The sequence below is a fragment of the Bacillus sp. B4EP4a genome, assembly GCF_006680105.1.
In the GTDB taxonomy this organism is placed as follows: Bacteria; Bacillota; Bacilli; order Bacillales; family DSM-1321; genus Peribacillus; species Peribacillus simplex_E.
Window position 1 is genome coordinate 1 of sequence record NZ_VHIK01000036.1, and the last position, 24764, is coordinate 24764.

Genomic DNA, 24764 nt, shown 5'->3' on the forward strand with positions numbered 1-24764 from the left:
AAGGTGCGAGACTCCTGCGGGAAAAACGCGTCAAAGTGAGTGCCTGGAGTGAAAATCAACATACCCTCAAAAAAACTGTAGACAAAGATATCACTATTTTCCTATTAAATTACACCTGTATATTGACAAAACTAGTGCATTTTTGCCATAAATAGAGTATTGATCAATGTAGTTTTGCAAAAAACATGTAATTATTTGTTGATTTTAGTATAATGTTCGAAGCAAAGATTAATTAGAGAAAGCATCATCTAGAAACCATTGCTGTAGTTGGTGTGAGTTTGCAGGGGGAATGAAAATGGATGAAAAAGATAAAAAATTATCTAAAAAGGAACATATCCGAATGAAATTGTTAGAACAGCAAGGAGAAGCCAAGCTGGTTCGTAAAATCATCATGATTACGGTAGCTTCGCTTATTTTACTAATTGGGATAGTTGGTCTTGTGGGCTTTTTATATATCAACTCAGCCATGAAACCAGTCGATCCGGATGATGATACCATCAAGAAAGTGAAAATCCCAATCGGTTCTTCCGTTAACGGAATTTCAACGCTGCTTGAAGAGCAGGGAATAATCAAGGACGCACGCGTATTCAAATATTATATTAAATTCCGCAATGAATCCGGTTTTCAGGCAGGGGAGTATAAATTATCACCTTCCATGCCAATTGAAGATATCGTCACAAGCATCAAAACCGGAAAACTCATGAAGGAAGCTGCAATGAAGATAACCATTCCTGAAGGAAAGCAGCTTATCCAAATTGCTGATATCATCGCAGTGAAGACGGGTGAAGATCCGAAAAAGGTCTTTAAGAAATTGAATGATAAAAAGTTCGTAAATACCATGCAAGAGAAATTTCCGCAGCTCTTGACCTCGGAAATTGAAAATGAAAAGGTTTTATATCCGCTTGAAGGGTACCTTTTCCCGGCTACTTATGACTTTTATGAGGAAAAGCCGACCCTGGAATCGATCGTCATCGAGATGCTGAAGAAAACCGAAGAAACATTGCAGGCTTACGAGAGCCAAATGGACAAGAACGATTATTCCGTACACCAGATGCTGACCTTCGCCTCGCTTGTCGAAGAAGAGGCGACGGCGCAAGTCGATCGCGGAAAAATAGCTTCTGTCTTTTACAATCGTATTGAGGAAGGTATGCCGCTTCAAACTGATCCGACCGTTTTGTATGCGAAGGGTTCACATAAGAGCAGGGTGTATTATAAAGACCTTGAGGTGAAATCCCCTTATAATACGTATAAGAACAAGGGGCTGCCGCCAGGACCGATTGCCAATGCCGGAACGACATCGATCGATGCGGTACTGAAACCTGAGAAAACGGATTATCTGTACTTTTTGGCTACACCTGAAGGGGAAGTCCTTTACTCCAAGACCTTGGATGACCACAATAACAAAAAGGCAGAGCATATTTCCAATAAATAAATAAAAAATAGCAATGAGACTGTGGGGGGAGAGATATTACTTTCCCCTTGTTTTTATGATAGAATAGTACAAGTGAATTTTTGATCCGATTCTTATCGGTGACGTAACTCGGCGAATGCCGGGTTTTATTTTGAAAGATAAGGAAATGTAGATCGTCAAGCATACTTGTTTCAGCTCCTTGTGAAGAAATTGTCCAATCAGTTTTTTCATGTTACTGACCAAGCGCTTTTGTTTTCCTTATAAATGGAGGAAACGTTTTGAACGGAAAAATAGAACAATATCTTCATTCCTTAATTCCGGAGCGTACGGGTTTGCTTAAGGAGTTGGAAGATTTTGCGATGGAAAATAATGTGCCGATCATGGAGCCCGAAGGCATTGAGGTGCTGCTTCAGATTTTAAGGCTTCATCAGCCAAAGAGGATATTGGAAGTAGGTTCGGCAATTGGCTATTCGGCCATTAGGATGGCTGAGACCCTTCCGGAAGCTCGAATCGTCACACTTGAACGGAATGAAGCCCGTATTGAGCAGGCAAGGGCTAACTTCGAGAAAGCGGGACTGTCGGAAAGGATCACCCTCATTGAAGGGGATGCCCTTGAAGCGGGACCGAAAGTGATGGAACATGGTCCGTTTGATATCATCTTCGTTGATGCAGCTAAAGGGCAGTACAAGCGGTTCTTTGAACTGTTTGAACCATTCCTTGCTGGTGCTGGCATTATCATTACTGATAATGTTTTATTCAAAGGCTTGGTTGCCGAAAACATTGAAGAAATGGAAATGACGAGAAGAAAGCGAGCTCTTATTAAAAAAATCAGGGACTTTAACATCTGGTTACATGACCATCCCAACTTCGATACCGTAATTTTGCCGATTGGTGATGGTGTGGCCATTAGTAAACATAGAGGTGACAAAAATGAAAAAGCCTGAATTACTTGTGACTCCGACAAGTGTCGACCATATAACAGAACTCATCGATGCTGGCGCTGACGCCTTCGTCATTGGCGAACAACGTTATGCGCTAAGGCTGGCAGGGGAGTTCAAACGTGAAGATGTAGAGAAGGCGATTGAGCTTGCACATGCCGCGGGCAAGAAAGTGTACGTATCCATGAACGCCATTTTCCATAATGAAAAAGTGGACGAGCTTGAAGGGTATGTCACATTCCTTAAAGAGGCTGGTGCCGACCGGATCATATTCGGTGATCCCGCAGTCTTGATGGCTGTCCGTGCCGTGGCACCTGAAATGCCCCTGCACTGGAATACAGAGATGACGGTAACGAACTGGTACACATGTAATTATTGGGGGAAACGCGGTGCTGTCCGTGCCGTTGCTGCCCGTGAGATAAGTCTGGACGAGATAGTGGAAATGAAGGAAAATGCCGAAGTGGAGATTGAAGTCCAAGTGCATGGCATGACATGCATGTTCCAATCGAAACGTACGCTTCTTGGTAATTACTTTGAATACCAAGGCAAGGCATTGGAAGTGGAAAATCGGAAGGAACATAGAAATATGTTCTTGCATGATAAGGAACGTGAAAATAAATATCCGATTTATGAAGATGAAAATGGTACACATATCATGAGTCCGAATGATATGTGCATGATCGATGAACTTCAGGAATTGATTGAAGCGGAAATCGATTCACTGAAAATCGAAGGATTATTACAAACACCGGAATATATCATTGAAATGACAAAGTTATATCGGGAAGCGATTGACGTATGTGCTGAAGACCCTGACCGCTATGATGATGTGAAATCGGAACTTTTTGAAAAAGTCAAAGCGATTCAGCCGGATAACCGTGAGTTGGATACCGGGTTCTTCTTTAAAGAATCGGTTTATTAAAGAAAAGGGTAAGAGAAAGAGGAGGAATAGCCTTGAATGCTATTGCTGATAAAATTTCCAAGATCATTGATGGAAAGAGAGTCATTGTAAAAAAACCGGAATTGCTAGCTCCGGCCGGCAACCTTGAAAAATTAAAAATTGCCGTCCATTACGGTGCGGATGCCGTGTTCATTGGCGGTCAGGAATATGGTCTTCGTTCCAATGCCGGCAACTTCACGTTTGAGGAAATGAAGGAAGGCGTCGAATTCGCTAATAAGTATGGAGCTAAAGTATATGTAACCACAAATATCTTCGCGCATAATGAAAATATCGATGGTCTGGATGAATACCTGGAAGGTCTTCAGGAGGCTGGGGTTCATGGTATCATCGTCGCCGATCCATTAATCATTGAAACATGTAAAAGGGTCGCTCCGAACGTCGAGATCCATTTAAGCACGCAGCAATCGCTATCGAACTGGAAGGCTGTTCAGTATTGGAAAGAAGAAGGCTTGGAGCGTGTTGTTTTGGCACGTGAGACGAGTGCTGATGAAATCCGTGAAATGAAGGAGAAGGTCGATATCGAAATCGAGGCTTTCGTTCATGGGGCCATGTGCATTGCCTATTCTGGACGCTGCACCCTTTCAAACCATATGACGGCACGTGATTCGAACCGCGGCGGCTGCTGTCAGTCTTGCCGTTGGGATTATGATTTATATGAGTTGGATCAAGACGGGGAAAAGGCTTTATTCGATAAAGAAGATGCTCCATTCGCAATGAGTCCAAAAGACTTGAAGCTGATTGAATCACTGCCAGGCATGATTGAAATTGGCATAGACAGCTTAAAAGTCGAAGGAAGAATGAAATCGATTCATTATATTGCAACAGTTGTCAGCGTCTATCGTAAAGTGATTGATGCGTATTGTGCCGATCCTGACAATTTCAAGATTAAACAAGAATGGCTGGAAGAGCTTGATAAATGTGCGAACCGTGAGACGGCATCATCGTTCATGGAAGGGGAAATTCCTGGGTATAAACAGCAAATGTTCGGGAATCATACCGTAAAGACTCGCTTCGACTTCGCAGGATTGGTGCTTGATTACAACGAGGAAACTAAAATCGTTACCATGCAGCAACGTAATTTCTTCAAGCCTGGGGATGAAGTGGAGTTTTTTGGACCGGAAATCGAAAACTTCACTCAAAAAATCGGTACGATCTGGGATGAGTCAGGTAAGGAGCTGGAGGCAGCCCGCCATCCGCTTCAAATTGTCCGCATTCAAGTAGATAATAGAGTTCATGTGAACAATATGATGCGGAAGGAGAATTGATATGACAAGAAAGAAACCAGTGGTCATCGGAGTTACCGGAGGGTCGGGATCAGGTAAAACAAGTGTTACCCGTTCCATTTTTGAATTCTTTCAAGGACATTCCATCTTGATGATCGAACAAGATTATTACTATAAAGATCAAAGTCATCTGCCTTTTGAAGAGCGCTTGAAAACGAACTATGATCATCCGCTTGCATTTGATAATGATTTGCTAATCGATCACATTAACGCATTGCTGCGTTATGAAACGATAGAAAAACCGGTTTATGATTATTCGATCCATACGCGTTCAGAAGAAGTCATCACAGTTGAGCCTCAGGATGTCATCATCCTTGAAGGGATTCTTGTGCTGGAGGATGAGCGCCTCCGGGACCTGATGGATATGAAGCTTTATGTTGATACGGACGCAGACTTGCGGATCCTTCGTCGGATGACCCGTGATATTAAAGAACGCGGCCGATCCATAGATTCCGTCATCGAGCAATACATCAGTGTCGTCCGTCCGATGCATAATCAGTTCATAGAACCGACGAAGCGTTATGCCGACATCATCATACCAGAAGGCGGTCAGAACCATGTGGCGATTGACCTTATGGTGACAAAAATTCAAACAATCCTTGAACAAAAGTCTTTTTTGTAATAACATAGCATAAATAATGATAGGTGCCATTTTCCTCCGTTTATTTAAATAATCCCATTTATTTATTGGGAAAGACTGGACAAATGTTGGAAAACGCAATACTCTATTCTTGATACAGAACGAACCGGCTGCTCACCGCAGTCGGTTTATATACTAAGGAACGGATTGTTTCTTAGTATCGAAGCGTGTACTTTTTAAGTCGCGCAATTATATATTTTGACTCGATTTCAGGGTTAAGCACTATATAGTACATAAACTTGTCACAGCGAAAGCTTGCTGTAAAGAATTTGAAGGAGTGAAGGGTTTTGGCAATTGAAAAAGAATATCCAATGACTAAAGAAGGTAAGTTAAAGCTTGAACAGGAACTGGAACAGTTAAAAACGGTTAAACGTAAAGAAGTGGTGGAAAGAATCAAAATCGCCCGCAGTTTTGGGGACCTTTCCGAGAACTCAGAGTACGATTCCGCAAAAGAAGAGCAGGCTTTCGTTGAAGGACGCATTACAACAATCGAAAACATGATCCGTAATGCAAAAATCATTGAAGGCAATGATTCGAATACAGATACAGTTTCACTAGGGAAGTCGGTAACATTCGTAGAACTTCCAAATGGTGACGAAGAAACATATTCCATCGTAGGAAGCGTTGAAGCGGACCCATTCGAAGGGAAAATCTCCAATGATTCCCCGATCGCGAAAAGCCTGATAGGGAAAAGGGTCGGCGACAAGGTATCGATCATGACACCTGGCGGCGAAATGAGCGTGAAGATCGTATCCATCGACTAAATAAAAGCAAAAGAGGGTGTCCATGGGGCATCCTCTTTTTTATCGGAAAAGTGCCGCGTTAAATTTGTTCATAATTGTTTAAAAATTTGCACCTCGTCAACAATGGTTACGAGGTGTATTTTATGAAAAAGAAACGAATGAGGTTGCTGGCTGTTTTTTTGACCACTTTCATGCTGATGCTCTTAGGCAGGCTTGCCTATATCCAACTTGTATCGACAGAATCTTTTTCAAAGCATGATGTGAACCTGTTAGAAGCAAGCGTAAATCAGCGTTCACAAATATTAAAGATTGATGATGGACGCGGAAAGTTTTATGACAGAAATGGAGAACCGCTTGCACATGAAGAAATCCCGACGCTCGTCCTATTTCCATTTTTAAAAAAAATGACATGGCCCATAGATGAAGTGGCCTCGATAATAGGCAAATCGGAAGCGGAGTTAAAACGGGCGATAGAACAAGCGGATGAACCATTCGTATTTGGCGGAGATGAACCGATAGAGTTGACGTCCAGTCAATCCAAGGCAATCAATGAATTGAAGATTCCCGGGGTCTTTGCCGTGAATGAGAAATTATATCCTGATCAAACCCCTGCAGCGCAATTGATCGGAACGACGAATATATCAGATGCGGAAAAGAAAAAACGTTATCCGGACATGAATTTATCTCCTGAAACGAAAATAGGCAATACGGGGCTGCAAAGGACCTTCGATGAGTTCTTGCTTTCCTCTGGGGAATCGAAGCTCGTTTTTCACGTGGACGCCAGTGGAGGCCCAATGTTCGGTGTAGATGTTAAATATGTGGAACCTGCAAATCCGCTTTACCCGGTGAAGGTCGTGACGACGATCGATAAAGAAATTCAGGAGAAAGCGGAGAAGCTCGTCGATGAACGCGGGATAAAAAAAGGCGGTCTCGTACTGATCGATATCGAAAAAAGTGAAATCGTCGCAATGGTATCACGTCCGGCACTTAATGTAAAAGATCCGAATGGCGAAGGGGCCGTCAATATGATGCTGACTCAAAAAACGCCGGGTTCCGTCTTTAAAACGGTCACGGCAGCAGCGGCCATCGATTATGAAGCGGCTAGTCCCACCAGGACATTTAATTGTAATTTGACGATAGACGGCAAAACGGATAAACAGAGGGAACTGGGCATGCTTAATTTTGAAAATAGCTTTGCCCAGAGCTGCAACAGGACGTTTGCCGAATTGTCACAGGAAATAGCAGAGAAGGATCCGGAATTTTTGGACAAATATGCAAAAATGTTAGGGCTGGTTGGTGAATCGGGCTGGCAAGGGGACGTCTATCACACTGAAGTCACCCAATTGCATCAAGAACAAACCGGGAAGGTCTGGCATGATGACGATTTAAAAAAAGATCCTAAAATGATTGCCAAAACAGCAATTGGCCAGCAGGATGTCCAAACGACACCGCTCGCGATAGCGAATATGATGGCAACGATTGCCCGCGGCGGCAAGAAGGAACAGGTCAAAGCCGTTTCCAAGGTCGAATTTAACAATAGTACGACGGTAGTCGATTTTCCCAATCAAACTATTGGCGGTGATACACTGTCTCCATATACAACGATGAAGATGCAGCATCTTCTTAGGAAGGTCGTGACGGAAGAGAAAGGGACGGGCGCTTCCTTGAGAGATTTGCCTGTGGAGGTCGCTGGCAAGTCTGGAACGGCTCAGACCAATATCAAAAAGGGGCAGCTGAATAAATGGTTTGCGGGCTACTTTCCATATAAAGATCCCAAATATGCTCTTGTTACCGTAAGTTTTGAAACGAAGGAAAACAGTTCCAGCATGACGCCTCTTTTTTCAGATATTGTAAAAGTCCTGTACTCCAAGGACCAGGACAAAAGCGAGAATTGACGAAAGGTGTAGGAAACCCTTCCCTTCTATCTCTGGCTAAATCATGTTAAAATGAGTCAGTAAGAAATGGTAAGGGAGGAATGGACCTTGGGCTCACGTTTTAATCAGAGAGATCAAAAAAGAAAAGTAAATAAAATATATAATATTGCAATCACCATCGTTTCCATTTTAATCGTCATTGTCGCAGTCACGATTTTCTTAAGTGATGATGGCACCGAAACAAAAAAAGCTACGACTGAACCGAAGCAAATCGCCGATACAGATTCGGGGAAAGTAGCGGACAAGCCTGCTGGGAAAGAGGAAGAAACGGATTCAGAGAAGGAAGACGCAGTAGGAGATAGTGAAGCAAAAGAAGAAGATGCAGTAGAAGAAGATAGTAAAGCAACAGAGGAAGATGCAGAACAGAAGGCTGAAGATGGTGCAGATTCAGAAAAAGCGGGAGATGCCGAACTTGTGGAAGTGGAAGGCAGCGGAGATGGCAATGTTGCGGCAACATATACGAGTGAGGGCTGGAAACCAGTAGGAACTGAGCAATCCGGGGATCACACTACAAGCTTTGAAAAGGGCTCGGTCGATTGGAATGAAATGAGTAAAGCCATAGCAAGCGGAGCTGGAATCGATGAAGGCAGCATGAAGCTATGGTGGCTGCAAAACGGCGGTTCGCCCAGCACGGCAATCGGTACCGTTTCTGAAGGAGATAATCCTAAAACCTACCGCGTTTATATTGAATGGGTGGACGGATCAGGTTGGAAACCTGTAAAAGTCGAAGAGCTGAAGACAAACGATAAAAGGTAATGGTCAAAAATGTATAAACGAAAACCCCCGAAAGGAATTCCACTTTTCGGGGGTTTTTTCATGGTGATCACTTTTTTGCTTTAAAGTGGACGACTGCACTATAAAAACGTCTGCCTTCCTCACTTACATACATTTGGTGTGACACGGATTCCACCTGAAGCATGATCGCTTTATTGATTTCAATTTGTGATTGGATTTTTTCTTCAAGATTCTTAATGCTTTCTGCCTCGAAAAATTCTATTTTATCTTCAAATAAGTTTAAGTCGAGTTGAAAACTCATGACTGTTCCCCTCCAACATTCAGATACTGTTAGTTTAACACCATTTTGGATGAATCTGAACCGAATGAATGATTTGCCTAAAAAACAAGAACTGTTTCTGTGTTTATTTCATATTATGCTTATAGGTTTTATTATCTTATCATAAAAGGTGATTAAAAATGGGCAGAGAATTTATAGATTTATTTGAAGAGTGGTCGAAATCGTATGATGATACGGTTGGTGGACACGATATTGAGTATCAAGAGGTTTTTAAACATTATGATAACATATTGAACAGCGTCACAGATCGAGCTCATGGCCATGTGCTGGAGTTCGGAGTAGGTACCGGGAATTTGACGGAAAGGCTTTTGAAGAAAGGCCTGAAGGTATCGGGAATAGAACCTTCACCCGCGATGAGGGAAATAGCGGTAAGCAAGCTGGACGGAGAAACAGAAATTGTGGATGGCGATTTTATCGATTTTCCGAAGCCGGAACAGGTTGATTCGATTGTGAGTACGTACGCGTTTCATCATTTAACAGATGAAGAAAAAGAAAAAGCTATAGCCAAATATGGAAAGTTACTGAATACTGGTGGTAAAATAGTGTTTGCGGATACGATGTATCAATCAAGGGAAGCGCATGAACAAGCGATTCAAGATGCAAGGCAGGCAGGCTTTCATAATTTGGCAAACGATTTGCAAACGGAATATTATACTACGATTCCTTTTTTGGAAAAAGTGCTTGAAGTAAATGGATATAAAGTGAACTTCGAGCGCTGCAATCAATTTGTCTGGATTATGGAGGCGGAAAAATTATAGGAAGAGGTTTTTACTAATGAAGGTAGCCATAATCGGAGCAATGGAAGAAGAAGTTACGATTTTACGTGATAAATTGGAAGGTTTGGAGCAGGTGACCATTGCCGGTTCCGAGTTCAATACAGGCACACTGAATGGTGTCGAGGTCATTTTGCTTAAATCGGGAATCGGTAAAGTGAATGCGGCAATGTCCACAGCGATCCTGTTAGAAAAATTCAAACCGGATGCGGTCATCAATACTGGCTCTGCCGGCGGTTATCATCCAGCACTTAATGTAGGGGATGTGGTCATTTCCTCGGAAGTACGCCACCATGATGTCGATGTGACGATTTTCGGATATGAATACGGTCAAGTCCCTCAGCTGCCTGCAGCTTTCACTCCGGATGAGAAGCTTTTCGCAATAGCGGAAGAAGCAGCAAAAGAAATCGAGGATATACAAGTGGCAAAAGGGTTGATCGTGACGGGGGATTCTTTCATGAATGATCCTGACAGGGTTGAATTCGTCAGGGGGAAATTCTCTGATTTATACGCGGTGGAAATGGAAGCGGCAGCCATTGCACAGGTAGCCTTCCAATTCAAGACACCGTTTGTCATCATTCGTTCCCTTTCGGATATCGCAGGTAAAGAGTCCAATATTTCCTTTGATAAATTCCTGGAAACTGCGGCTCTTCATTCAGCGGCACTGATTTTGAAAATGGTTGAAAAAATGAAATGAATGGTAAGTGATCAGCGGAAGCCTTTCTGCTGATCATTCTTTATTGCATAATTCTTATTAAATTGGTAGGATAACTATGAAAGGGTGTCCGAATATGAAAGTCTTTCAAAACATTCATGAGTTGATAGGGAAAACGCCGATGATGGAAATCACCCATTTCCCGCTTCCGGATGAGGTCCGTATCTTTGCCAAACTCGAATACTTTAATCCGGGAGGCAGTGTGAAGGATCGGCTTGGTCAAGAACTGTTAGCCCAAGCGTTACAGACAGGGAAGGTGAAAAAGGGCGGGACGATCATCGAACCGACTGCCGGAAATACTGGGATTGGCTTGGCGTTGGCTGCGATAAACAGTGGAGTGGACGTGATATTTTGCGTTCCGGAGAAATTCAGTGCCGAGAAACAGGAATTGATGCGTGCCCTTGGAGCGAATGTGATCCAGACCCCGACAGAGGAAGGAATGACAGGAGCAATCGCAAAGGCAAAGGCGCTGCTGGCTGAAATTCCGGGATCATATTGTCCCCAGCAGTTCGCCAACCCATCCAATCCTGATGCATATTATAAAACGCTGGGACCTGAAATATGGGAACAGATGGAAGGCGATGTGGATGTGTTTGTAGCCGGTGCCGGGACGGGCGGGACATTCATGGGAACATCGCGATATTTAAAAGAAAAGGACGCTGCTGTCAAAACGGTCATAGTCGAACCAGAAGGATCGATTTTAAACGGCGGCAAGGCGGGATCCCATAAAACAGAGGGGATCGGGATGGAATTTTTACCTGCCTATATGGATGAAACGTATTTTGACCAAATCCATACGGTAAGCGATTTTGACGCTTTCCATATGGTAAAGGAATTGGCGATTAAAGAAGGCCTCCTTGTCGGCAGTTCTTCCGGTGCGGCATTTGCAGCGGCCATGAAAGAAGCAGCAAAGGCTCCCCGGGGGTCGAATATCGTCGTCATATTTCCGGATTCCAGTGAACGATACTTAAGCAAAAAAATTTATCAGGGAGGTATATAAAATGAGAAAGAAAACACAATTGATCCATGGCGGAATTTTTGGTGATGAAAAAACAGGAGCGGTTTCGGTGCCGATTTATCAAGTGAGCACCTATAAACAGGATGGTCCGGGGAACCATCGGGGATATGAATATTCCCGTACGGGCAACCCAACCCGCCATGCCCTTGAAGAATTGATCAAGGATCTCGAAGAAGGAAAAAGAGGTTTCGCCTTCGGATCAGGAATGGCAGCGATGACCGCGGTCATGATGCTGTTCAGTCAAGGTGATCATGTATTGATGACAGATGACGTTTATGGAGGGTCTTTCCGGGTAATCACTAAAGTGCTTAACCGTTTCGGGGTGGAAGCTACGTTCATCAATACGAGTGACATACAGTCGATCGAAAAAGAGATAAAGGACAATACGAAGGCATTGTTCATTGAAACACCGACGAATCCATTATTGAAAATCACCGATTTGGAAGAAGTATCGAAAATAGCTAAAGAAAACGGCATCCTCACCATTGTGGATAATACCTTCAGTACGCCATACTGGCAAAATCCGCTTTCACTTGGAGCCGATATCGTGCTTCATAGCGCTACGAAGTACCTGGGGGGACACAGCGATGTTGTAGCGGGTCTTGTCGTGGTGAATGATGAGAATCTTGGCAATGACCTTCATTTCATCCAAAACTCTACAGGAGGCGTGCTAGGGCCCCAGGATTCATGGTTGCTTATGCGAGGCATTAAAACGCTGGGAATCAGGATGGAAGAACATGAAAAAAATACATCTGAAATCGTCCGTTTCCTATCCGGGCATAAAGACGTTTCGAAAATCTATTACCCAGGTCTTGAAAACCACCCAAATCATGATATTGCCAAAAAACAATCGCGTGGATTCGGTGGTATGGTTTCATTTGATGTCGGCAGTGCCGAAAAAGCCGAATCCGTTTTGAATAAAGTGAAATTCTTTACACTTGCGGAAAGTCTGGGGGCAGTGGAGAGCTTAATTTCCATTCCGGCCTTGATGACACATGCTTCCATTCCCGCTGAGCGCCGTGCAGAGCTTGGAATAACGGATGGGTTGATTCGTATTTCAGTAGGTCTTGAAGATGTTGAAGACTTATTGGAAGACTTGGAACAAGCGCTGCAAGGATAATCGGAGAGGGGCCGCTTCATAGCTGGCTGCCATTATTTACACCCTGTCATTTGGAATAAATATGGTAGAATGAGATATCGATATCTTATTAGCTTGAAAGAAGGTGGAATGGTATGAAAAACCGCAAAAAACAAACGGTTGCATTGCTGCGTTCGAAAATGGTCGATTTTAAATATTTTGCGATCACTTTGTTATGTGTGGGTTCGTTCTTCTATTTAGGAACCATCCTTCCCTCTGGCGACAAAGCGATGATTGACACATATGTCTATATGGGAGCGACAATAATGTTCCTGGGCATGTCCATAGTATTTTTCTCATTATCCAAAAAATACAAAAAGATCCTGGCCGAAATGGATGACCAAGACTCTTTACAACAATAGAAGCAAACCTGATTCTTTAATGGAATCAGGTTTTTTTGTTTTTCTAAAGTTGTTGCCCAATAGGGGCAAATTTATCATACTACTTGCCACTTTAGGTAATAATAGCCCTTGAAAATGGGGAAAAAGATGGAAATTTCAAAAAAATAGGCAAAAACCGTTTACAAAAATCGGATTTATGGATATACTTACCAGGTAATAAAAAATATTCCAAAGGAGGTCGAAGAAAATGACATTGTATCTATATGGAGTCGTCACTATTAGCCGGTCCGTTTCAATTGACAATCACATAACATTCGACCTGTGCCAAGCGGAATATTTCTAAAGCAATTTGGCTTTATTAATCATTCAGACATAGCGGCCGCAGGGAGAAGTGTTTTATCCTGCGGCCTTTTTATATTTTCTAAAAAATCCCGCAGGAGGACGTAACTTTCTGCGGCCTTTTTATGCCTTTTTGTTGGGCCGCTCCCTTAAAGGAGGTGATATTATGACACTGAATATGCTTTTTTTCACAATCACGATTAAAATGAAAAAAATGACTGCCGAGGAATGTTTGCAACAGGAGAGAATCCACAAGATTCGAGAAGAACATCTAGATAAAGCGTTGAAGCATCGTCCTTTTTTCTAAAAAATATACGAGGTTGGTATCCCGCTCATAAAAAAAATTAAGAAAGGTGGAGGTTAATATGTTGAACTGGTTATACGTAAAAGGAGAGAAGCGTTGCTATTGGCAGGAGAAGGATACCGGCTAACGGATCTGCCGGTGAACCCAAGCATTGTCATGGTCTGTATATATATGTACAGCGGAAAAGGCCATTGGAAACATGATAAAGTGAAGGTATGGTGATTAATGGTTATGACGCTGCTTAACTCGGAACTGCAACGTTGGAAATGAATATGTAAATGGAAAACTCGGCACTCGGGCCGAGTTTTTTTCTTTGCCTGAATCAGCAGCACGAACCTGATCCTCCAAAACCAAATCCACATCCCGGCAACCAGCAAAACCCGAAAATGAGCAATAAAATCAGGAGGACAATAAACAGGCCATAACCATAGCAGTAACCGTAACCGGACCCTGCATAACAAGGCGCAGGAGCCGGATAACCATAGCTGCATGCGTATGGTCCATAGTTATATCCCATTGCAAAAACCCCCTTTCCCTAAAAAATTCCCTATCATTATATGAACATTTGCCTTCGTTCGTTTGGGAATTCATCCAGGCTGGTTTGAACATTTAACACTTTCGTGATTTCTTTTAGTGGGACAGGCACGAACAAGCCCACTGTTGCATAGGTATGAATAGGGAAGCCAAAGAAACGGGGGATGAAGCCAATGCCCGGAATACTTACAGTTGTCGGCTATATTATCAAAGAATTTTACTTATTCGTTTCCTATGTGAAAAACAATGCTTTTCCCCAGCCCTTGTCATCTCAGGATGAAAAGAAATATCTGAAGCTTATGAGTGAGGGGGACGGTGATGCCCGTAACATCCTGATCGAGCATAATCTCAGGCTTGTTGCCCATATCGTCAAGAAATTCGAGAATACGGGCGAAGATACAGAGGATTTGATTTCGATTGGGACAATTGGTTTGATAAAGGCCATTGAGAGTTATTCGGATGGGAAGGGTACGAAGCTGGCCACATATGCGGCGCGATGCATTGAGAATGAGATCTTGATGCATTTACGGGCGACAAAGAAAACGAAGAAAGATATTTCCCTGCATGATCCGATCGGTCAAGATAAAGAAGGAAATGAAATCAGTTTAATCGATGTACTGAAATCGGAATCGGAAGATGTCATCGATACGATTCAGCTCAATATGGAAATTGAAAAAGTGAAAAAGTATATTGATATTTTGGATGAACGCGAAAAGGAAGTCATTGTAGGCAGGTTCGGACTGGATTTGAAAAAGGAAAAAACCCAAAGGGAAATCGCTAAAGAGCTTGGCATTTCCCGCAGTTATGTATCAAGGATTGAAAAACGTGCCTTAATGAAGATGTTCCACGAATTTTACAGAGCAGAAAAAGAGAAGGAAAAGAAAGCCAAAGGATAGGAATGGTAAAAGGCAAAGAGAGTGCGGGGAAATTTCCCCGCACTCTTTTTTTTAATATTTATTTCTGATCATATCTGCAAATGCGTGATAAATCTCGATTCCCTGAAAAAGGAACAGACGTGAAGCGGTTAAAGAAAATACCCCTACCATAATTAATCGAAACCACATATGAATCACTCCTCCATTTTATTATTTTTATAAAATGTCAGAGCGTAAGGCTACGTAATTCGCCTGGAAAAAAACAGGACCGAGATATCGTCGGCGAAGATTTGAGTGAAAATAAAGAAAACTTAAAATGGAAAATTCGAAAAAGAGAATAATGATAAGAGACTGCCAGGAACTAAAGGTAGGCACGAAAGGCTGTTTCTTATCTGCCTTATCCCAATGGTGAACATCGGTATGTTCCTCAATGGTTAGCTGCTGTGCATGATGATGGAACTGTATGGGCAGTGTCCAAAGGAGCAGGATGATGGCAGACATGTGAATAAAGAATTTCATATGAATCAACCACCCCTTTCCAAAGAATATATTCATCATAACATGCTTTTAATCTGGGATATAGAAAAATGTTCTAAAAAAATACTGAAAATTCATTTTAATTAGAAAAATATTGAATTTACCTCTATAATGGGATTAATGATAAAAAGGGGGCAATTTAGTATGGGATATTCTTTGACGTGGGATTTGGATATCTTTTTTAAAGGAGGAAGCTCTTCTAAGGAGTTCCTGATTTTTTTAGATGAAATTAACGACGAGGTAAAAGAATTAGACCGACTTGTAAGCAATATCAATCCAGCAGGAAATGATGAGAGCAGTTTAATTAAGGCATTTGATCTTTTTAAAAATACAAATATGAAATCCACGCAGGCACGTGCATTCATTGGCTGCCTGGAAGCGCAAAATGCGCAGGATAAAAAAGCTGGTCAGCTGCGGATCAAACAAATGAAGATAGTCGCTTCACTTAAAATGGTGTTAAGCAAGCTGGATGAAAAGTTGATACAGCTTGATGATGCTTTTTTTAAAAAAATCCTCGAAAAAGAACCATTGAATGAATTGAAGTTCGTATTGAATGAACGTCGGGAAAAGGCAAAGGAAAAGCTTTCCGTGAAGGAAGAATCATTAATCACCCAATTGGCTATGGACGGTTTTGAAGGTTGGAGCCAAATGTATGATACGATCGTCGGTTCAATGACCATCCCTTATAAGGGTGAAAAGCTTTCTGTAGGCCAAGCGGCGAATAAATTTTCTGATCCTGATGAAAGGAACCGGAAAGAATTATTTACGGCATGGGAACAGGCTTGGGAGGAAAAAAGTGACCTTTTTGCCCGGACTTTGAACCACTTGGCTGGATTCCGTCTCAGTGTGAATGAAAAACGGGGCTGGGATGATATTTTGAAAGAGCCTCTTGAAATAGGGAGGATGAAAAAAGAAACCCTCGAAAGCATGTGGAATGTAATTGCCGATCATAAGGAGCCGCTTGTGAGGTTTTTAGAAAGGAAAGCGGAGTTACTGGATTTGGATAAATTAAGTTGGGCGGATTTGGATGCGCCGCTCGCTGTTACAGCAGAGTCCAAAGTAATGGATTATCAAGAAGGTGCAGACTTTATCATACAGCAATTCTCTAAGTTCGGCTCTCAATTAGCGAACTTCACCCAAAAAGCTTTTGAAGACAGCTGGATTGAAGCGGAGGACAGACCAGGTAAGAGACCAGGCGGTTTTTGCACCGGTTTTCCATTAAATAAGCAGTCAAGAATTTTCATGACGTATTCGGGTACCCCATCCAATGTATCGACATTGGCCCATGAATTGGGACATGCATTCCATTCATATGCGATGAGGGATATCCATCCATTGAATCGGTCATATGCCATGAATGTGGCTGAAACGGCCTCTACTTTTGCTGAAATGGTCGTTGCGGATGCAGCTGTGAAGGAAGCGGCCAGTGAGGAAGAAAAGCTGGTGCTTTTAGAAGATAAAATTCAGCGGTCCGTGGCATTATTGATGAATATCCATGCCCGCTACTTATTCGAAACAAGGTTTTATGATGAGAGGAAACAAGGGTATGTCAGTGCCGAACGGTTGAATGAACTGATGGTCGATGCACAAAAAGAAGCTTATGGCGATGCTTTAAGTGATTATAATCCAACGTTCTGGGCTTCAAAGCTCCATTTTTATATTACAGGTGTACCATTTTATAATTTTCCGTACACATTCGGATACTTATTCTCATTAGGCATATACGCGAATGCCCTGAAAGAACCAGCAGGATTCGAAGAAAAATATATCGCTCTATTAAAGGATACCGGTTCCATGAAGGTCGAGGATTTGGCGGAAAAACATTTAGGCGTCGATTTGAAGACCCGGGATTTTTGGGAAGAAGCGGTCAATGCCTGTATGGAGGATATAGAAGAATTCTTGCGTTTGACCGACCCCCTAGTCCGAAAAGCTTAAGATGGGTTTTCGGATGGAATATGAATGAAAAAAGCGGATGTCCGGTATAGGACATCCGCCTTTCTTATTTAAACTTTCTTCAGTTTAAATGGACTGACCATAAGTAATGATAATATAATCATGAGGGATAAGAAAAAGACCGGATGGAAATACGGGATGGCTAGATAACTTAAAGTAGCGATGCAGCCCGCAACCGTAATTGGCACTCCTGTAAAATATCCATTGCTTTCGCTTATATTGAAGCGGGCGAGACGAAATGCGCCACAGCCAATATAGAAAACCGTGAAGAGTGTGCCAGGTGCTCCGAATTCTATTAATATTCCTTGGTATAATAATAGAGCTGGTGCGACGCCAAAGGATATGATGTCACACATCGAATCAAGTTGCTTACCCAATTCCGATTCAATGTTGAATTTCCGAGCAACCATACCGTCAAAGCGATCTGCAAGGGCAGCCAGGAAAATTAATAGCAGGCTTAAATTCAATTGGCCGTGCATTACGGCAATTATCGCAAATCCACCAAGGGATAAATTAATTAAAGTAAGTATATTTGCTGTTTGTGCTTTCAATTTTTTAATGGTTTGATCTAGGGCGTGTAATAAAAACATCTTTTCACTCCTTTCAAATGAAACAAATTAAAACAAAATATAGTAAACATAAGTATTTATTATATAATAATATTTTATTTAACACAATTTATGCAAGGGATTTTTAGAATAATTTTACAATTTGGAGTGGTTTTATTTGTTTCAGTCTTTGTATCGCGTTCTTATTGAACTGACGAATGGTCAGTATTCATCAGGTTTATTAAAGCATTTTAGCCAATCTCGTTGGAGCAGGCCCTTAATTTTATTTTATGTAAAAACATTCAACCTTAATCAACAAGAATTTGGTAAGGAGGTAAAAGCTTATACTAACCTGCACGAGCTATTTACCAGGCAGTTAAAGGCGGATGCCAGGCCAATTACGGCAGTTCCTTCTGCGGTAGCTTGTCCTGTGGACGGTGTTCTTGAGGATTCAGGGGAGATACGCGCTGATAAAAATATCGTCGTTAAGGGAAAGGTATATTCAATGGAGGAAATGCTGGGGGATGAGCTTTGTTTGGAAAAGTACTTAGGGGGAAAATATCTCGTGTTATACTTAAGCCCGAGTCATTACCATAGGATCCATGCACCAATCAAGGGTTCCGTGGTCAAACGTTGGACACTTGGAAGGAAATCGTACCCCGTTAATAAATGGGGGATGAAATATGGAAAAGAGCCTTTATCAAAAAATTACCGGACAATAACTGAACTTCAAAATGAAGCGGGAAGTCTGGCAATGGTGAAAGTCGGGGCCATGTTCATAAATTCGATCGTCATTACTGATGAATCGGATGAATTGGAAAAAGGACAGGAATTTTCTTATTTCAGCTTTGGGTCCACAGTGGTTCTTCTTTTTGAAAAAGGAAGTTTTGAACTTGAAGGAAACATATCCATTCCCGCAGATGTCCGTGTGGGTGAAACAATTGGATTCATGAGAGCCGTCTAACTTCAAATGAAAATAAGAGGCTGACATTTGATGTCAGCCTATGTATTTCATATTAAAATATTGATCGGATTTTATGTGTTAGGGATCTTCGATGAATTTCCGTTTCTATGAGGCGGATGAAATCGGTACTCAACTTTAAATTCTGTGCTTTAAAATAGGATTCAAGCAACAGGTCATCAGATAGTTTTTGCATCAGAACGCCATTTGCGGCTGCTCACCTCCAATTGGGATTGCGAGTAATAATTTGGTGTTTACTTGCATATATTGATAAGTCTTCCTTGATGTACCCCTACTGTATCAGAAATAAACTTGGAGAACAATCGTTCTGTTATCCACAGTTGAAAGTGGATAACTTGTGGTTAAGTTGTTTACAAGGTGAGCGAAATGGTGCACATCAGTATGGAAAATGTTAGTAAAGTTATCCACAGATTGAATAAATGAAATTTTTGTCGAAATCTTTTATGAATAATTAGTTCTTTTGTTCTGGTCAGCCTGCAAATTTCCCATTATTTAATGAAAAATGCCTTTCCATATCAGAAAACATACATTATGATGTTTCTTTACCGTCAGCCCTTCTTTCCTAATTTTTTTTGAAAGTGTGCTGAAAATTCGATATGATGGAGACGGTAAATTTTAACGAAAATATAGAGGTGTCAATATGCTTAAATTATTTTTGCCGAGTGAACATGTTAAAAGCATTTTTAATATAGATCCTCAAGAATTGAAAAAAAGAGGCATTAAGGGAGTCATTACCGATTTGGATAATACTCTCGTTGAATGGGACAGACCAACTGCCACCCCCGATTTAATCAAATGGTTCGACAATATGCGGGATCATGGGATTTTAGTGACGATTGTGTCCAATAATAATGAAAATCGGGTTCGGGCTTTTTCCGATCCGCTTCACATTCCGTTTATCTTCCAGGCCAGAAAACCGATGGCAAGAGCTTTCCATAAAGCCCGTAAGGCAATGGGATTGAAATTGGAAGAAACGGTGGTAATCGGCGATCAGTTATTGACGGATGTATTGGGAGGGAACAGAGGCGGGTTTCATACGATCTTAGTGCTCCCTGTAGCACAAACCGACGAATTCAGAACAAGGATCAATCGTTATTTTGAAAGAAAGATCATGGCGTTTTTTAAACGAAAAGGAATGATAGAATGGGAGGATCACAATTGAACAATCATCAAGAATTAGTGTGCATCGGCTGCGGTGTGAAGGTCCAGACTGAAGATCCGAAGGAATTGGGCTTTGCCCCTAAATCAGCTCTGGAAAAGGAGACCATCGTTTGTCAGCGCTGCTTTAAATTGAAACATTATAACGAAGTTCAGGATGTTTCCTTAACAGACGATGACTTCTTGAAAATCTTGAATAAAGTAGGCGAAACCGACTCTTTAATCGTCAAAATCGTCGATATTTTTGATTTCAATGGAAGCTGGCTGCCTGGCCTGCATCGATTTGTAGGAAGAAATGATGTTCTTCTGATCGGAAATAAGGTTGATTTATTGCCTAAATCCGTAAAACCGAACAAGTTGATTAATTGGATGAAGCAATCGTCCAAGGAATTGGGTCTTAACCCGGTTGATGTCCTGCTTGTCAGTGCGGAAAAGGGAAAGCACATACTTGAAGCGGCTGATGCGATTGAGCGGTATCGCAAAGGTAAAGATGTCTATGTGGTGGGATGTACGAATGTAGGGAAATCGACTTTCATCAACCGTCTTATAAAAGAAGTGAGCGGAGAAAGTGATATCATCACGACTTCCCACTTCCCAGGGACTACCTTGGATATGATCGAAATTCCTTTGGATGATGAACAGGCGTTGATCGATACACCTGGAATCATTAATCATCATCAAATGGCTCACTATGTGGACAAACGGGACTTCAAGGTGATTATGCCGAAAAAGGAAATCAAGCCGAGAGTGTACCAACTGAATGAAGCGCAGACGCTATTTTTCGGAGGTCTGGCCCGGTTGGACTATGTCTCAGGCGGAAGGCGTTCATTGACTTGCTACCTTTCGAATGAATTGAATATTCACCGTACGAAACTGGAAAAAGCCGATGAATTGTATAAAAACCATGCCGGGGAATTACTGACGCCACCACGGCCTGAACAAATCGAGGAGTTTCCGAAGCTGATTCCACATGAATTCTCCTTGAAAGATGGTAAAATGGATATTGTGTTTTCTGGTCTTGGCTGGGTGACGGTCAATGAGCCAGGAGCGAAAATCGTTGCACATGTTCCAAAGGGCGTCAATGTGATCGTTCGCAAATCATTAATCTAAATATAGGGGTCGTCTAGTCTATGAAAAAGATATATGGGGTAATGGGAGATCCAATTGCACATTCGATGTCCCCGGACATTCATAATGATGCATTTGAAAAAGAAAATATAGAAGCGGTTTATCATCATTTTCATGTGACGAAAGAAGGTTTGAACGATGCCGTGAAAGGCATGAAAGCCCTTGGTATAGAAGGGTTTAACATCACGATTCCTCATAAGACTTCAATCATCCCTTTCCTTGATGAAGTGGATGAACTGGCCCTTGCAATCGGGGCTGTAAATACGGTTGTTAACAAAAATGGTCGGTTTATAGGGTATAATACAGACGGAAAAGGATTTTTTAAATCTTTATGCGATGAAATATCAGGTGACATCAAGGCTAAAAAAACGTTAGTGATCGGAGCGGGCGGTGCTGCGCGTGCGATTTATTTTACCCTCGTAAAAGAAGGGGTAAAGCAAGTTGATATTGCAAACCGGACAAAGGAAAGAGCGGCCCAGCTTGTTTCTGATTGCCCCTATGATAAAGTATCGAAGGCATTCTCGATTATCGAAGCGGAAGAAAGCTTATCACAATATGATTTAATCATCCAAACGACCTCTTCTGGAATGAGCCCGGAATTGGATCATTCACCGTTAAAGGTCGACCAGCTTAAAACCGGTGCAATTGTCAGTGATATCATCTATAACCCTTTGCAAACCAAACTGCTGCGTGAAGCGGGGGAAAAAGGGGCGATAACGCAAAATGGTTTGGGGATGTTCATCAACCAGGCCGCGCTCGCATTTGAGATATGGACAGGCATTATGCCGGATACAGCAAGAATGACAGATATTGTCTTGAACAAACTAGGAGGTAACACATGTTAACAGGAAAACAGAAAAGATTTTTACGATCAAAGGCCCATCACCTCAATCCAATTTTTCAAGTTGGTAAAGGCGGCGTCAATGATAATCTCATCAAGCAAATTGGTGAGGCGCTTGAAGTACGTGAATTAATCAAGGTCAGCATCCTGCAAAACTGTGAAGAGGACCGCAATGATGTGGGACTTTCTTTATCAAAAGGTGCACGGGCTGAATTGGTTCAGATTATCGGCAACACAATTGTGCTGTATAAAGAATCAAAAGAAAACAAACAACTTAAATTACCTTAAGGAACCTATCTATGAAAAAAATTGGAATTCTTGGCGGTACATTCAATCCTCCGCATATCGGGCATTTAATTATAGCGAATGAAGTGCTGGATGCCCTTGAGCTAGATGAAATCAGGTTCATGCCAAATCACGTTCCTCCACATAAGGAAAAATCGGAGGAAGTAACCGATATGGACAGGCTGGCCATGTTGGAAAACGCGTTAGCCGGAAACCCATCTTTTTATATTGAGGGTATTGAAATAGAAAGAAAAGGCACATCTTATACGTATGACACAATAAAATTGCTGAAAGAACTTGAGCCAACCAATGAGTTCTATTTCATAATTGGCGCAGATATGATTGAGTACTTACCAAATTGGCACCGTATCGACGAGCTGGTGCATATGGTCAATTTTGTCGGGGTGAAGCGCCCTGGATATAACGAAAAGACCGTATACCCAATCACGATGGTGAAAGTCCCCCAGATGTTCATTTCGTCTTCCATGATACGAAGGAAGTTAAGGACGGGGAAAACCGTGAAATATTTAATAGCAGATCCAGTGGTGAAGTATATTAAAGGGAATGGTTTATATGAATCGTGAGAAAGCATTGGCGCTGGTCAAAGAACAAATAACCGAGCGCAGGTACATTCATACCTTGGGTGTGGTCGAGTCTGCGATTGAACTTGCTGAACGGTATGGTGCCGACGTCAAAAAAGCCGAACTGGCTGCCATTTTCCATGATTATGCAAAATTTCGTCCAAAAGAGGAAATGGAGCAAATAATAATTGCTGAAAAAATGGACCCGGCGTTACTTGAATACAATATGGAGCTGTGGCACGCTCCTGTCGGGGCTTATTTGGTGAAAAAGGAAGCTGGCATTCAGGACGCTGAAATCTTGGATGCGATTGCCTATCACACGTCTGGCAGGGTTGGCATGAGCCTTTTGGATAAAGTCGTATACCTTGCTGACTATATTGAGCCTGGACGTTCTTTTCCCGGTGTCGACGAAGTCAGGCAGACGGCAAAGCAAAATTTGGATCATGCTGTCATTCAGGCTTTAAGGAATACAGTTGTTTTTTTAATGAAAAGAAATCAGGCAATTTACCCTGACACATTTAAGACATATAATGATTTGATCATGAATTTGAAGGAGAAGATGTAATGACTGAACGTGAACTTCTTGTAATTGCAGCAAAAGCGGCAGATGATAAAAGAGCGGAGGATATCGTGGCATTGAACATGCAAGGTATTTCCCTTGTAGCGGATTACTTTTTGATCTGCCACGGTAATTCTGAAAAACAAGTACAAGCAATTGCTCGTGAAATGAAGAGCAAAGCTGATGAATCAGGAATCAATGTAAAACGTCTTGAAGGTTTTGACGAGGCGAAATGGGTGCTTGTTGACCTTGGCGATGTAGTGGCCCACATTTTCCATAAAGATGAAAGAAATTACTATAACCTCGAACGTTTATGGGGAGATGCACCTTTTGAAGATCTAGAGAGTGAACTGACTTCATGACGTACGAACGCTTTGCCTATGTATACGATGAACTGATGAAGGACGCACCCTATGAAAAATGGCTGATGATCCTTACGGCGAAGCTGGAACAGTACGGAATTGGCGGTAGGAAAGTCCTGGATTTAGCGTGTGGAACCGGGGAAATGACCGTTGAATTGGCGCAACACGGATTCGAAGTCACCGGTGTGGATTTATCTGATGAAATGCTTCTTGTTGCTAATGAAAAAGCGGTTAAGCTTGGATTATCGATTCCGCTTTTCCAGCAGAATATGGCAGAACTCGAAGGACTTGGCCAATTTGATTGTGTCACGATTTTTTGTGATTCGCTGAACTACCTTCGCGATGAGGAAGATATAGTCAAGACGTTCAGCCGGGTACATGAACATTTGAAGGATGGCGGATTATTTTTGTTTGATGTCCATTCCATTTATAAAATGGAAGAAATCTTTCGTGATAATACGTTTGCTGTCAATGGAGATGAAGTATCCTATATATGGGAGTGCTTCCCAGGTGTTGAACCTTACAGTGTGGAACATGATTTAAGTTTTTTCGTAAGGGACGAAAGCGGTATGTATGACCGATTTGATGAGCTGCATTACCAACGGACCTATCCGGTTGAACAATATAAAAAGTGGTTGGAGCAAGCAGGTTTTACGGTTTCTGAAATTCTGGCGGATCTTGAAGACGCTCCGCTTGCAGCGGAAACCGAAAGAATCTTATTTGTAGCCAGTAAATGATAAAGAGGTCAAGAGCTCCCGTTCGTACATCATTCTGTACGAGCGGAGGTCTGACCTCTTCTTTTTTTATA

General features: G+C 42.0%; 30 protein-coding genes. 26 read left to right on the forward strand and 4 right to left on the reverse strand.

Features of this window, described 5'->3' with window-relative positions; genetic code table 11:
* Positions 1-295 precede the first annotated feature (295 nt).
* The 8 genes from mltG (at position 296) to FNK51_RS17730 (ending at position 8666) form a co-directional block, all read left to right on the forward strand.
* Positions 296-1432 (forward strand): endolytic transglycosylase MltG, encoded by a 1137-nt coding sequence (gene mltG / locus FNK51_RS17695; protein WP_098369731.1) that lies wholly within the window; start codon positions 296-298, stop codon positions 1430-1432.
* A gap of 257 nt (positions 1433-1689) precedes the next feature.
* Positions 1690-2355 carry an O-methyltransferase gene (locus FNK51_RS17700; protein ID WP_098369732.1) on the forward strand — a complete coding sequence of 222 codons (666 nt, stop codon included), beginning with the start codon at positions 1690-1692 and terminating at the stop codon, positions 2353-2355.
* A complete protein-coding gene (locus FNK51_RS17705; RefSeq protein WP_098369733.1) occupies positions 2342-3271 on the forward strand; it encodes a peptidase U32 family protein in 930 nt (309 codons plus the stop codon). The genes FNK51_RS17700 and FNK51_RS17705 overlap by 14 nt, the downstream gene beginning before the upstream one ends.
* A gap of 32 nt (positions 3272-3303) precedes the next feature.
* Positions 3304-4575 carry a peptidase U32 family protein gene (locus tag FNK51_RS17710; RefSeq protein WP_141994174.1) on the forward strand — a complete coding sequence of 424 codons (1272 nt, stop codon included), beginning with the start codon at positions 3304-3306 and terminating at the stop codon, positions 4573-4575.
* A gap of 1 nt (position 4576) precedes the next feature.
* A complete protein-coding gene (gene udk, locus FNK51_RS17715) occupies positions 4577-5215 on the forward strand; it encodes a uridine kinase (RefSeq protein ID WP_034308619.1) in 639 nt (212 codons plus the stop codon).
* Positions 5216-5520: 305 nt separating this feature from the next.
* On the forward strand, positions 5521-5997 hold the full coding sequence (gene greA, locus FNK51_RS17720) for a transcription elongation factor GreA (protein WP_034308617.1): 477 nt from the start codon (positions 5521-5523) through the stop codon (positions 5995-5997).
* A gap of 122 nt (positions 5998-6119) precedes the next feature.
* Positions 6120-7871, forward strand: a complete 1752-nt coding sequence (locus tag FNK51_RS17725; RefSeq protein WP_141994175.1) for a peptidoglycan D,D-transpeptidase FtsI family protein — start codon at positions 6120-6122, stop codon at positions 7869-7871.
* A gap of 87 nt (positions 7872-7958) precedes the next feature.
* Complete coding sequence (locus tag FNK51_RS17730; RefSeq protein ID WP_181762291.1) at positions 7959-8666, forward strand: YrrS family protein; 708 nt, start codon at positions 7959-7961, stop codon at positions 8664-8666.
* Between the two features lie 67 nt (positions 8667-8733).
* Here FNK51_RS17730 and FNK51_RS17735 read toward each other — a convergent pair whose 3' ends face one another.
* Positions 8734-8946: a DUF2536 family protein gene (locus FNK51_RS17735; protein ID WP_048682770.1), complete on the reverse strand. Its 213-nt coding sequence runs from the start codon at positions 8944-8946 to the stop codon at positions 8734-8736.
* A gap of 158 nt (positions 8947-9104) precedes the next feature.
* On the opposite strand from FNK51_RS17735, the gene FNK51_RS17740 reads away from it, so the two are divergent.
* The 8 genes from FNK51_RS17740 (at position 9105) to sigK (ending at position 15043) form a co-directional block, all read left to right on the forward strand.
* Positions 9105-9743: a class I SAM-dependent DNA methyltransferase gene (locus tag FNK51_RS17740; RefSeq protein ID WP_141994177.1), complete on the forward strand. Its 639-nt coding sequence runs from the start codon at positions 9105-9107 to the stop codon at positions 9741-9743.
* Positions 9744-9759: 16 nt separating this feature from the next.
* Complete coding sequence (mtnN, locus tag FNK51_RS17745) at positions 9760-10455, forward strand: 5'-methylthioadenosine/S-adenosylhomocysteine nucleosidase (RefSeq protein ID WP_098369738.1); 696 nt, start codon at positions 9760-9762, stop codon at positions 10453-10455.
* A gap of 94 nt (positions 10456-10549) precedes the next feature.
* A complete protein-coding gene (locus FNK51_RS17750) occupies positions 10550-11473 on the forward strand; it encodes a PLP-dependent cysteine synthase family protein (RefSeq protein WP_141994178.1) in 924 nt (307 codons plus the stop codon).
* A gap of 1 nt (position 11474) precedes the next feature.
* Positions 11475-12611, forward strand: coding sequence for a bifunctional cystathionine gamma-lyase/homocysteine desulfhydrase (locus tag FNK51_RS17755; RefSeq protein WP_141994179.1), 1137 nt, complete (start codon positions 11475-11477; stop codon positions 12609-12611).
* 113 nt (positions 12612-12724) lie between these two features.
* Positions 12725-12991: a YrhC family protein gene (locus FNK51_RS17760; RefSeq protein WP_141994180.1), complete on the forward strand. Its 267-nt coding sequence runs from the start codon at positions 12725-12727 to the stop codon at positions 12989-12991.
* A 484-nt stretch (positions 12992-13475) separates the two neighbouring features.
* A complete protein-coding gene (locus FNK51_RS17765) occupies positions 13476-13616 on the forward strand; it encodes a YrzI family small protein (RefSeq protein ID WP_076365157.1) in 141 nt (46 codons plus the stop codon).
* Between the two features lie 93 nt (positions 13617-13709).
* Positions 13710-13835: a hypothetical protein gene (locus tag FNK51_RS27275; RefSeq protein WP_286176875.1), complete on the forward strand. Its 126-nt coding sequence runs from the start codon at positions 13710-13712 to the stop codon at positions 13833-13835.
* Positions 13836-14320: 485 nt separating this feature from the next.
* Entirely contained in the window at positions 14321-15043 is a 723-nt protein-coding gene (sigK, locus tag FNK51_RS17775; protein ID WP_034308596.1) for an RNA polymerase sporulation sigma factor SigK, read from the forward strand.
* Positions 15044-15238: 195 nt separating this feature from the next.
* Here the strand turns inward: sigK and FNK51_RS17780 are convergent, their stop codons facing one another.
* Complete coding sequence (locus tag FNK51_RS17780; RefSeq protein ID WP_141994182.1) at positions 15239-15541, reverse strand: hypothetical protein; 303 nt, start codon at positions 15539-15541, stop codon at positions 15239-15241.
* Between the two features lie 162 nt (positions 15542-15703).
* Between FNK51_RS17780 and FNK51_RS17785 the strand changes: the two genes are divergently transcribed.
* The gene (locus tag FNK51_RS17785; protein WP_141994183.1) at positions 15704-17494 is read left to right on the forward strand and encodes a M3 family oligoendopeptidase; all 1791 of its coding nucleotides are present in this window, start codon (positions 15704-15706) and stop codon (positions 17492-17494) included.
* Positions 17495-17562: 68 nt separating this feature from the next.
* Here the strand turns inward: FNK51_RS17785 and pssA are convergent, their stop codons facing one another.
* Positions 17563-18102, reverse strand: coding sequence for a CDP-diacylglycerol--serine O-phosphatidyltransferase (gene pssA, locus FNK51_RS17790; protein ID WP_098369745.1), 540 nt, complete (start codon positions 18100-18102; stop codon positions 17563-17565).
* Between the two features lie 136 nt (positions 18103-18238).
* Between pssA and FNK51_RS17795 the strand changes: the two genes are divergently transcribed.
* Positions 18239-19024: a phosphatidylserine decarboxylase gene (locus FNK51_RS17795; RefSeq protein ID WP_141994184.1), complete on the forward strand. Its 786-nt coding sequence runs from the start codon at positions 18239-18241 to the stop codon at positions 19022-19024.
* 52 nt (positions 19025-19076) lie between these two features.
* Here FNK51_RS17795 and FNK51_RS17800 read toward each other — a convergent pair whose 3' ends face one another.
* Positions 19077-19217, reverse strand: coding sequence for a sporulation histidine kinase inhibitor Sda (locus FNK51_RS17800; protein WP_034311351.1), 141 nt, complete (start codon positions 19215-19217; stop codon positions 19077-19079).
* A gap of 465 nt (positions 19218-19682) precedes the next feature.
* Here FNK51_RS17800 and FNK51_RS17805 point away from each other — a divergent pair, with 465 nt between their 5' ends.
* Genes FNK51_RS17805 through FNK51_RS17840 form a run of 8 tightly spaced genes read left to right on the forward strand, consistent with a single transcriptional unit; the run spans position 19683 to position 24693 of the window.
* On the forward strand, positions 19683-20204 hold the full coding sequence (locus FNK51_RS17805) for a YqeG family HAD IIIA-type phosphatase (RefSeq protein WP_076365171.1): 522 nt from the start codon (positions 19683-19685) through the stop codon (positions 20202-20204).
* Positions 20201-21310, forward strand: a complete 1110-nt coding sequence (yqeH, locus tag FNK51_RS17810; RefSeq protein ID WP_483296127.1) for a ribosome biogenesis GTPase YqeH — start codon at positions 20201-20203, stop codon at positions 21308-21310. The genes FNK51_RS17805 and yqeH overlap by 4 nt, the downstream gene beginning before the upstream one ends.
* A gap of 20 nt (positions 21311-21330) precedes the next feature.
* A complete protein-coding gene (gene aroE / locus FNK51_RS17815) occupies positions 21331-22173 on the forward strand; it encodes a shikimate dehydrogenase (protein WP_141994186.1) in 843 nt (280 codons plus the stop codon).
* Positions 22167-22457 (forward strand): ribosome assembly RNA-binding protein YhbY, encoded by a 291-nt coding sequence (yhbY, locus tag FNK51_RS17820; protein WP_098369748.1) that lies wholly within the window; start codon positions 22167-22169, stop codon positions 22455-22457. Before aroE ends, yhbY begins: the two co-directional genes overlap by 7 nt.
* 11 nt (positions 22458-22468) lie before the next feature.
* Entirely contained in the window at positions 22469-23038 is a 570-nt protein-coding gene (locus tag FNK51_RS17825; RefSeq protein WP_141994187.1) for a nicotinate-nucleotide adenylyltransferase, read from the forward strand.
* A complete protein-coding gene (gene yqeK, locus FNK51_RS17830) occupies positions 23028-23600 on the forward strand; it encodes a bis(5'-nucleosyl)-tetraphosphatase (symmetrical) YqeK (protein ID WP_098369750.1) in 573 nt (190 codons plus the stop codon). Before FNK51_RS17825 ends, yqeK begins: the two co-directional genes overlap by 11 nt.
* Entirely contained in the window at positions 23600-23956 is a 357-nt protein-coding gene (gene rsfS / locus FNK51_RS17835) for a ribosome silencing factor (RefSeq protein WP_034308569.1), read from the forward strand. The genes yqeK and rsfS overlap by 1 nt, the downstream gene beginning before the upstream one ends.
* On the forward strand, positions 23953-24693 hold the full coding sequence (locus FNK51_RS17840) for a class I SAM-dependent DNA methyltransferase (protein WP_141994188.1): 741 nt from the start codon (positions 23953-23955) through the stop codon (positions 24691-24693). The genes rsfS and FNK51_RS17840 overlap by 4 nt, the downstream gene beginning before the upstream one ends.
* Positions 24694-24764: the final 71 nt, after the last annotated feature.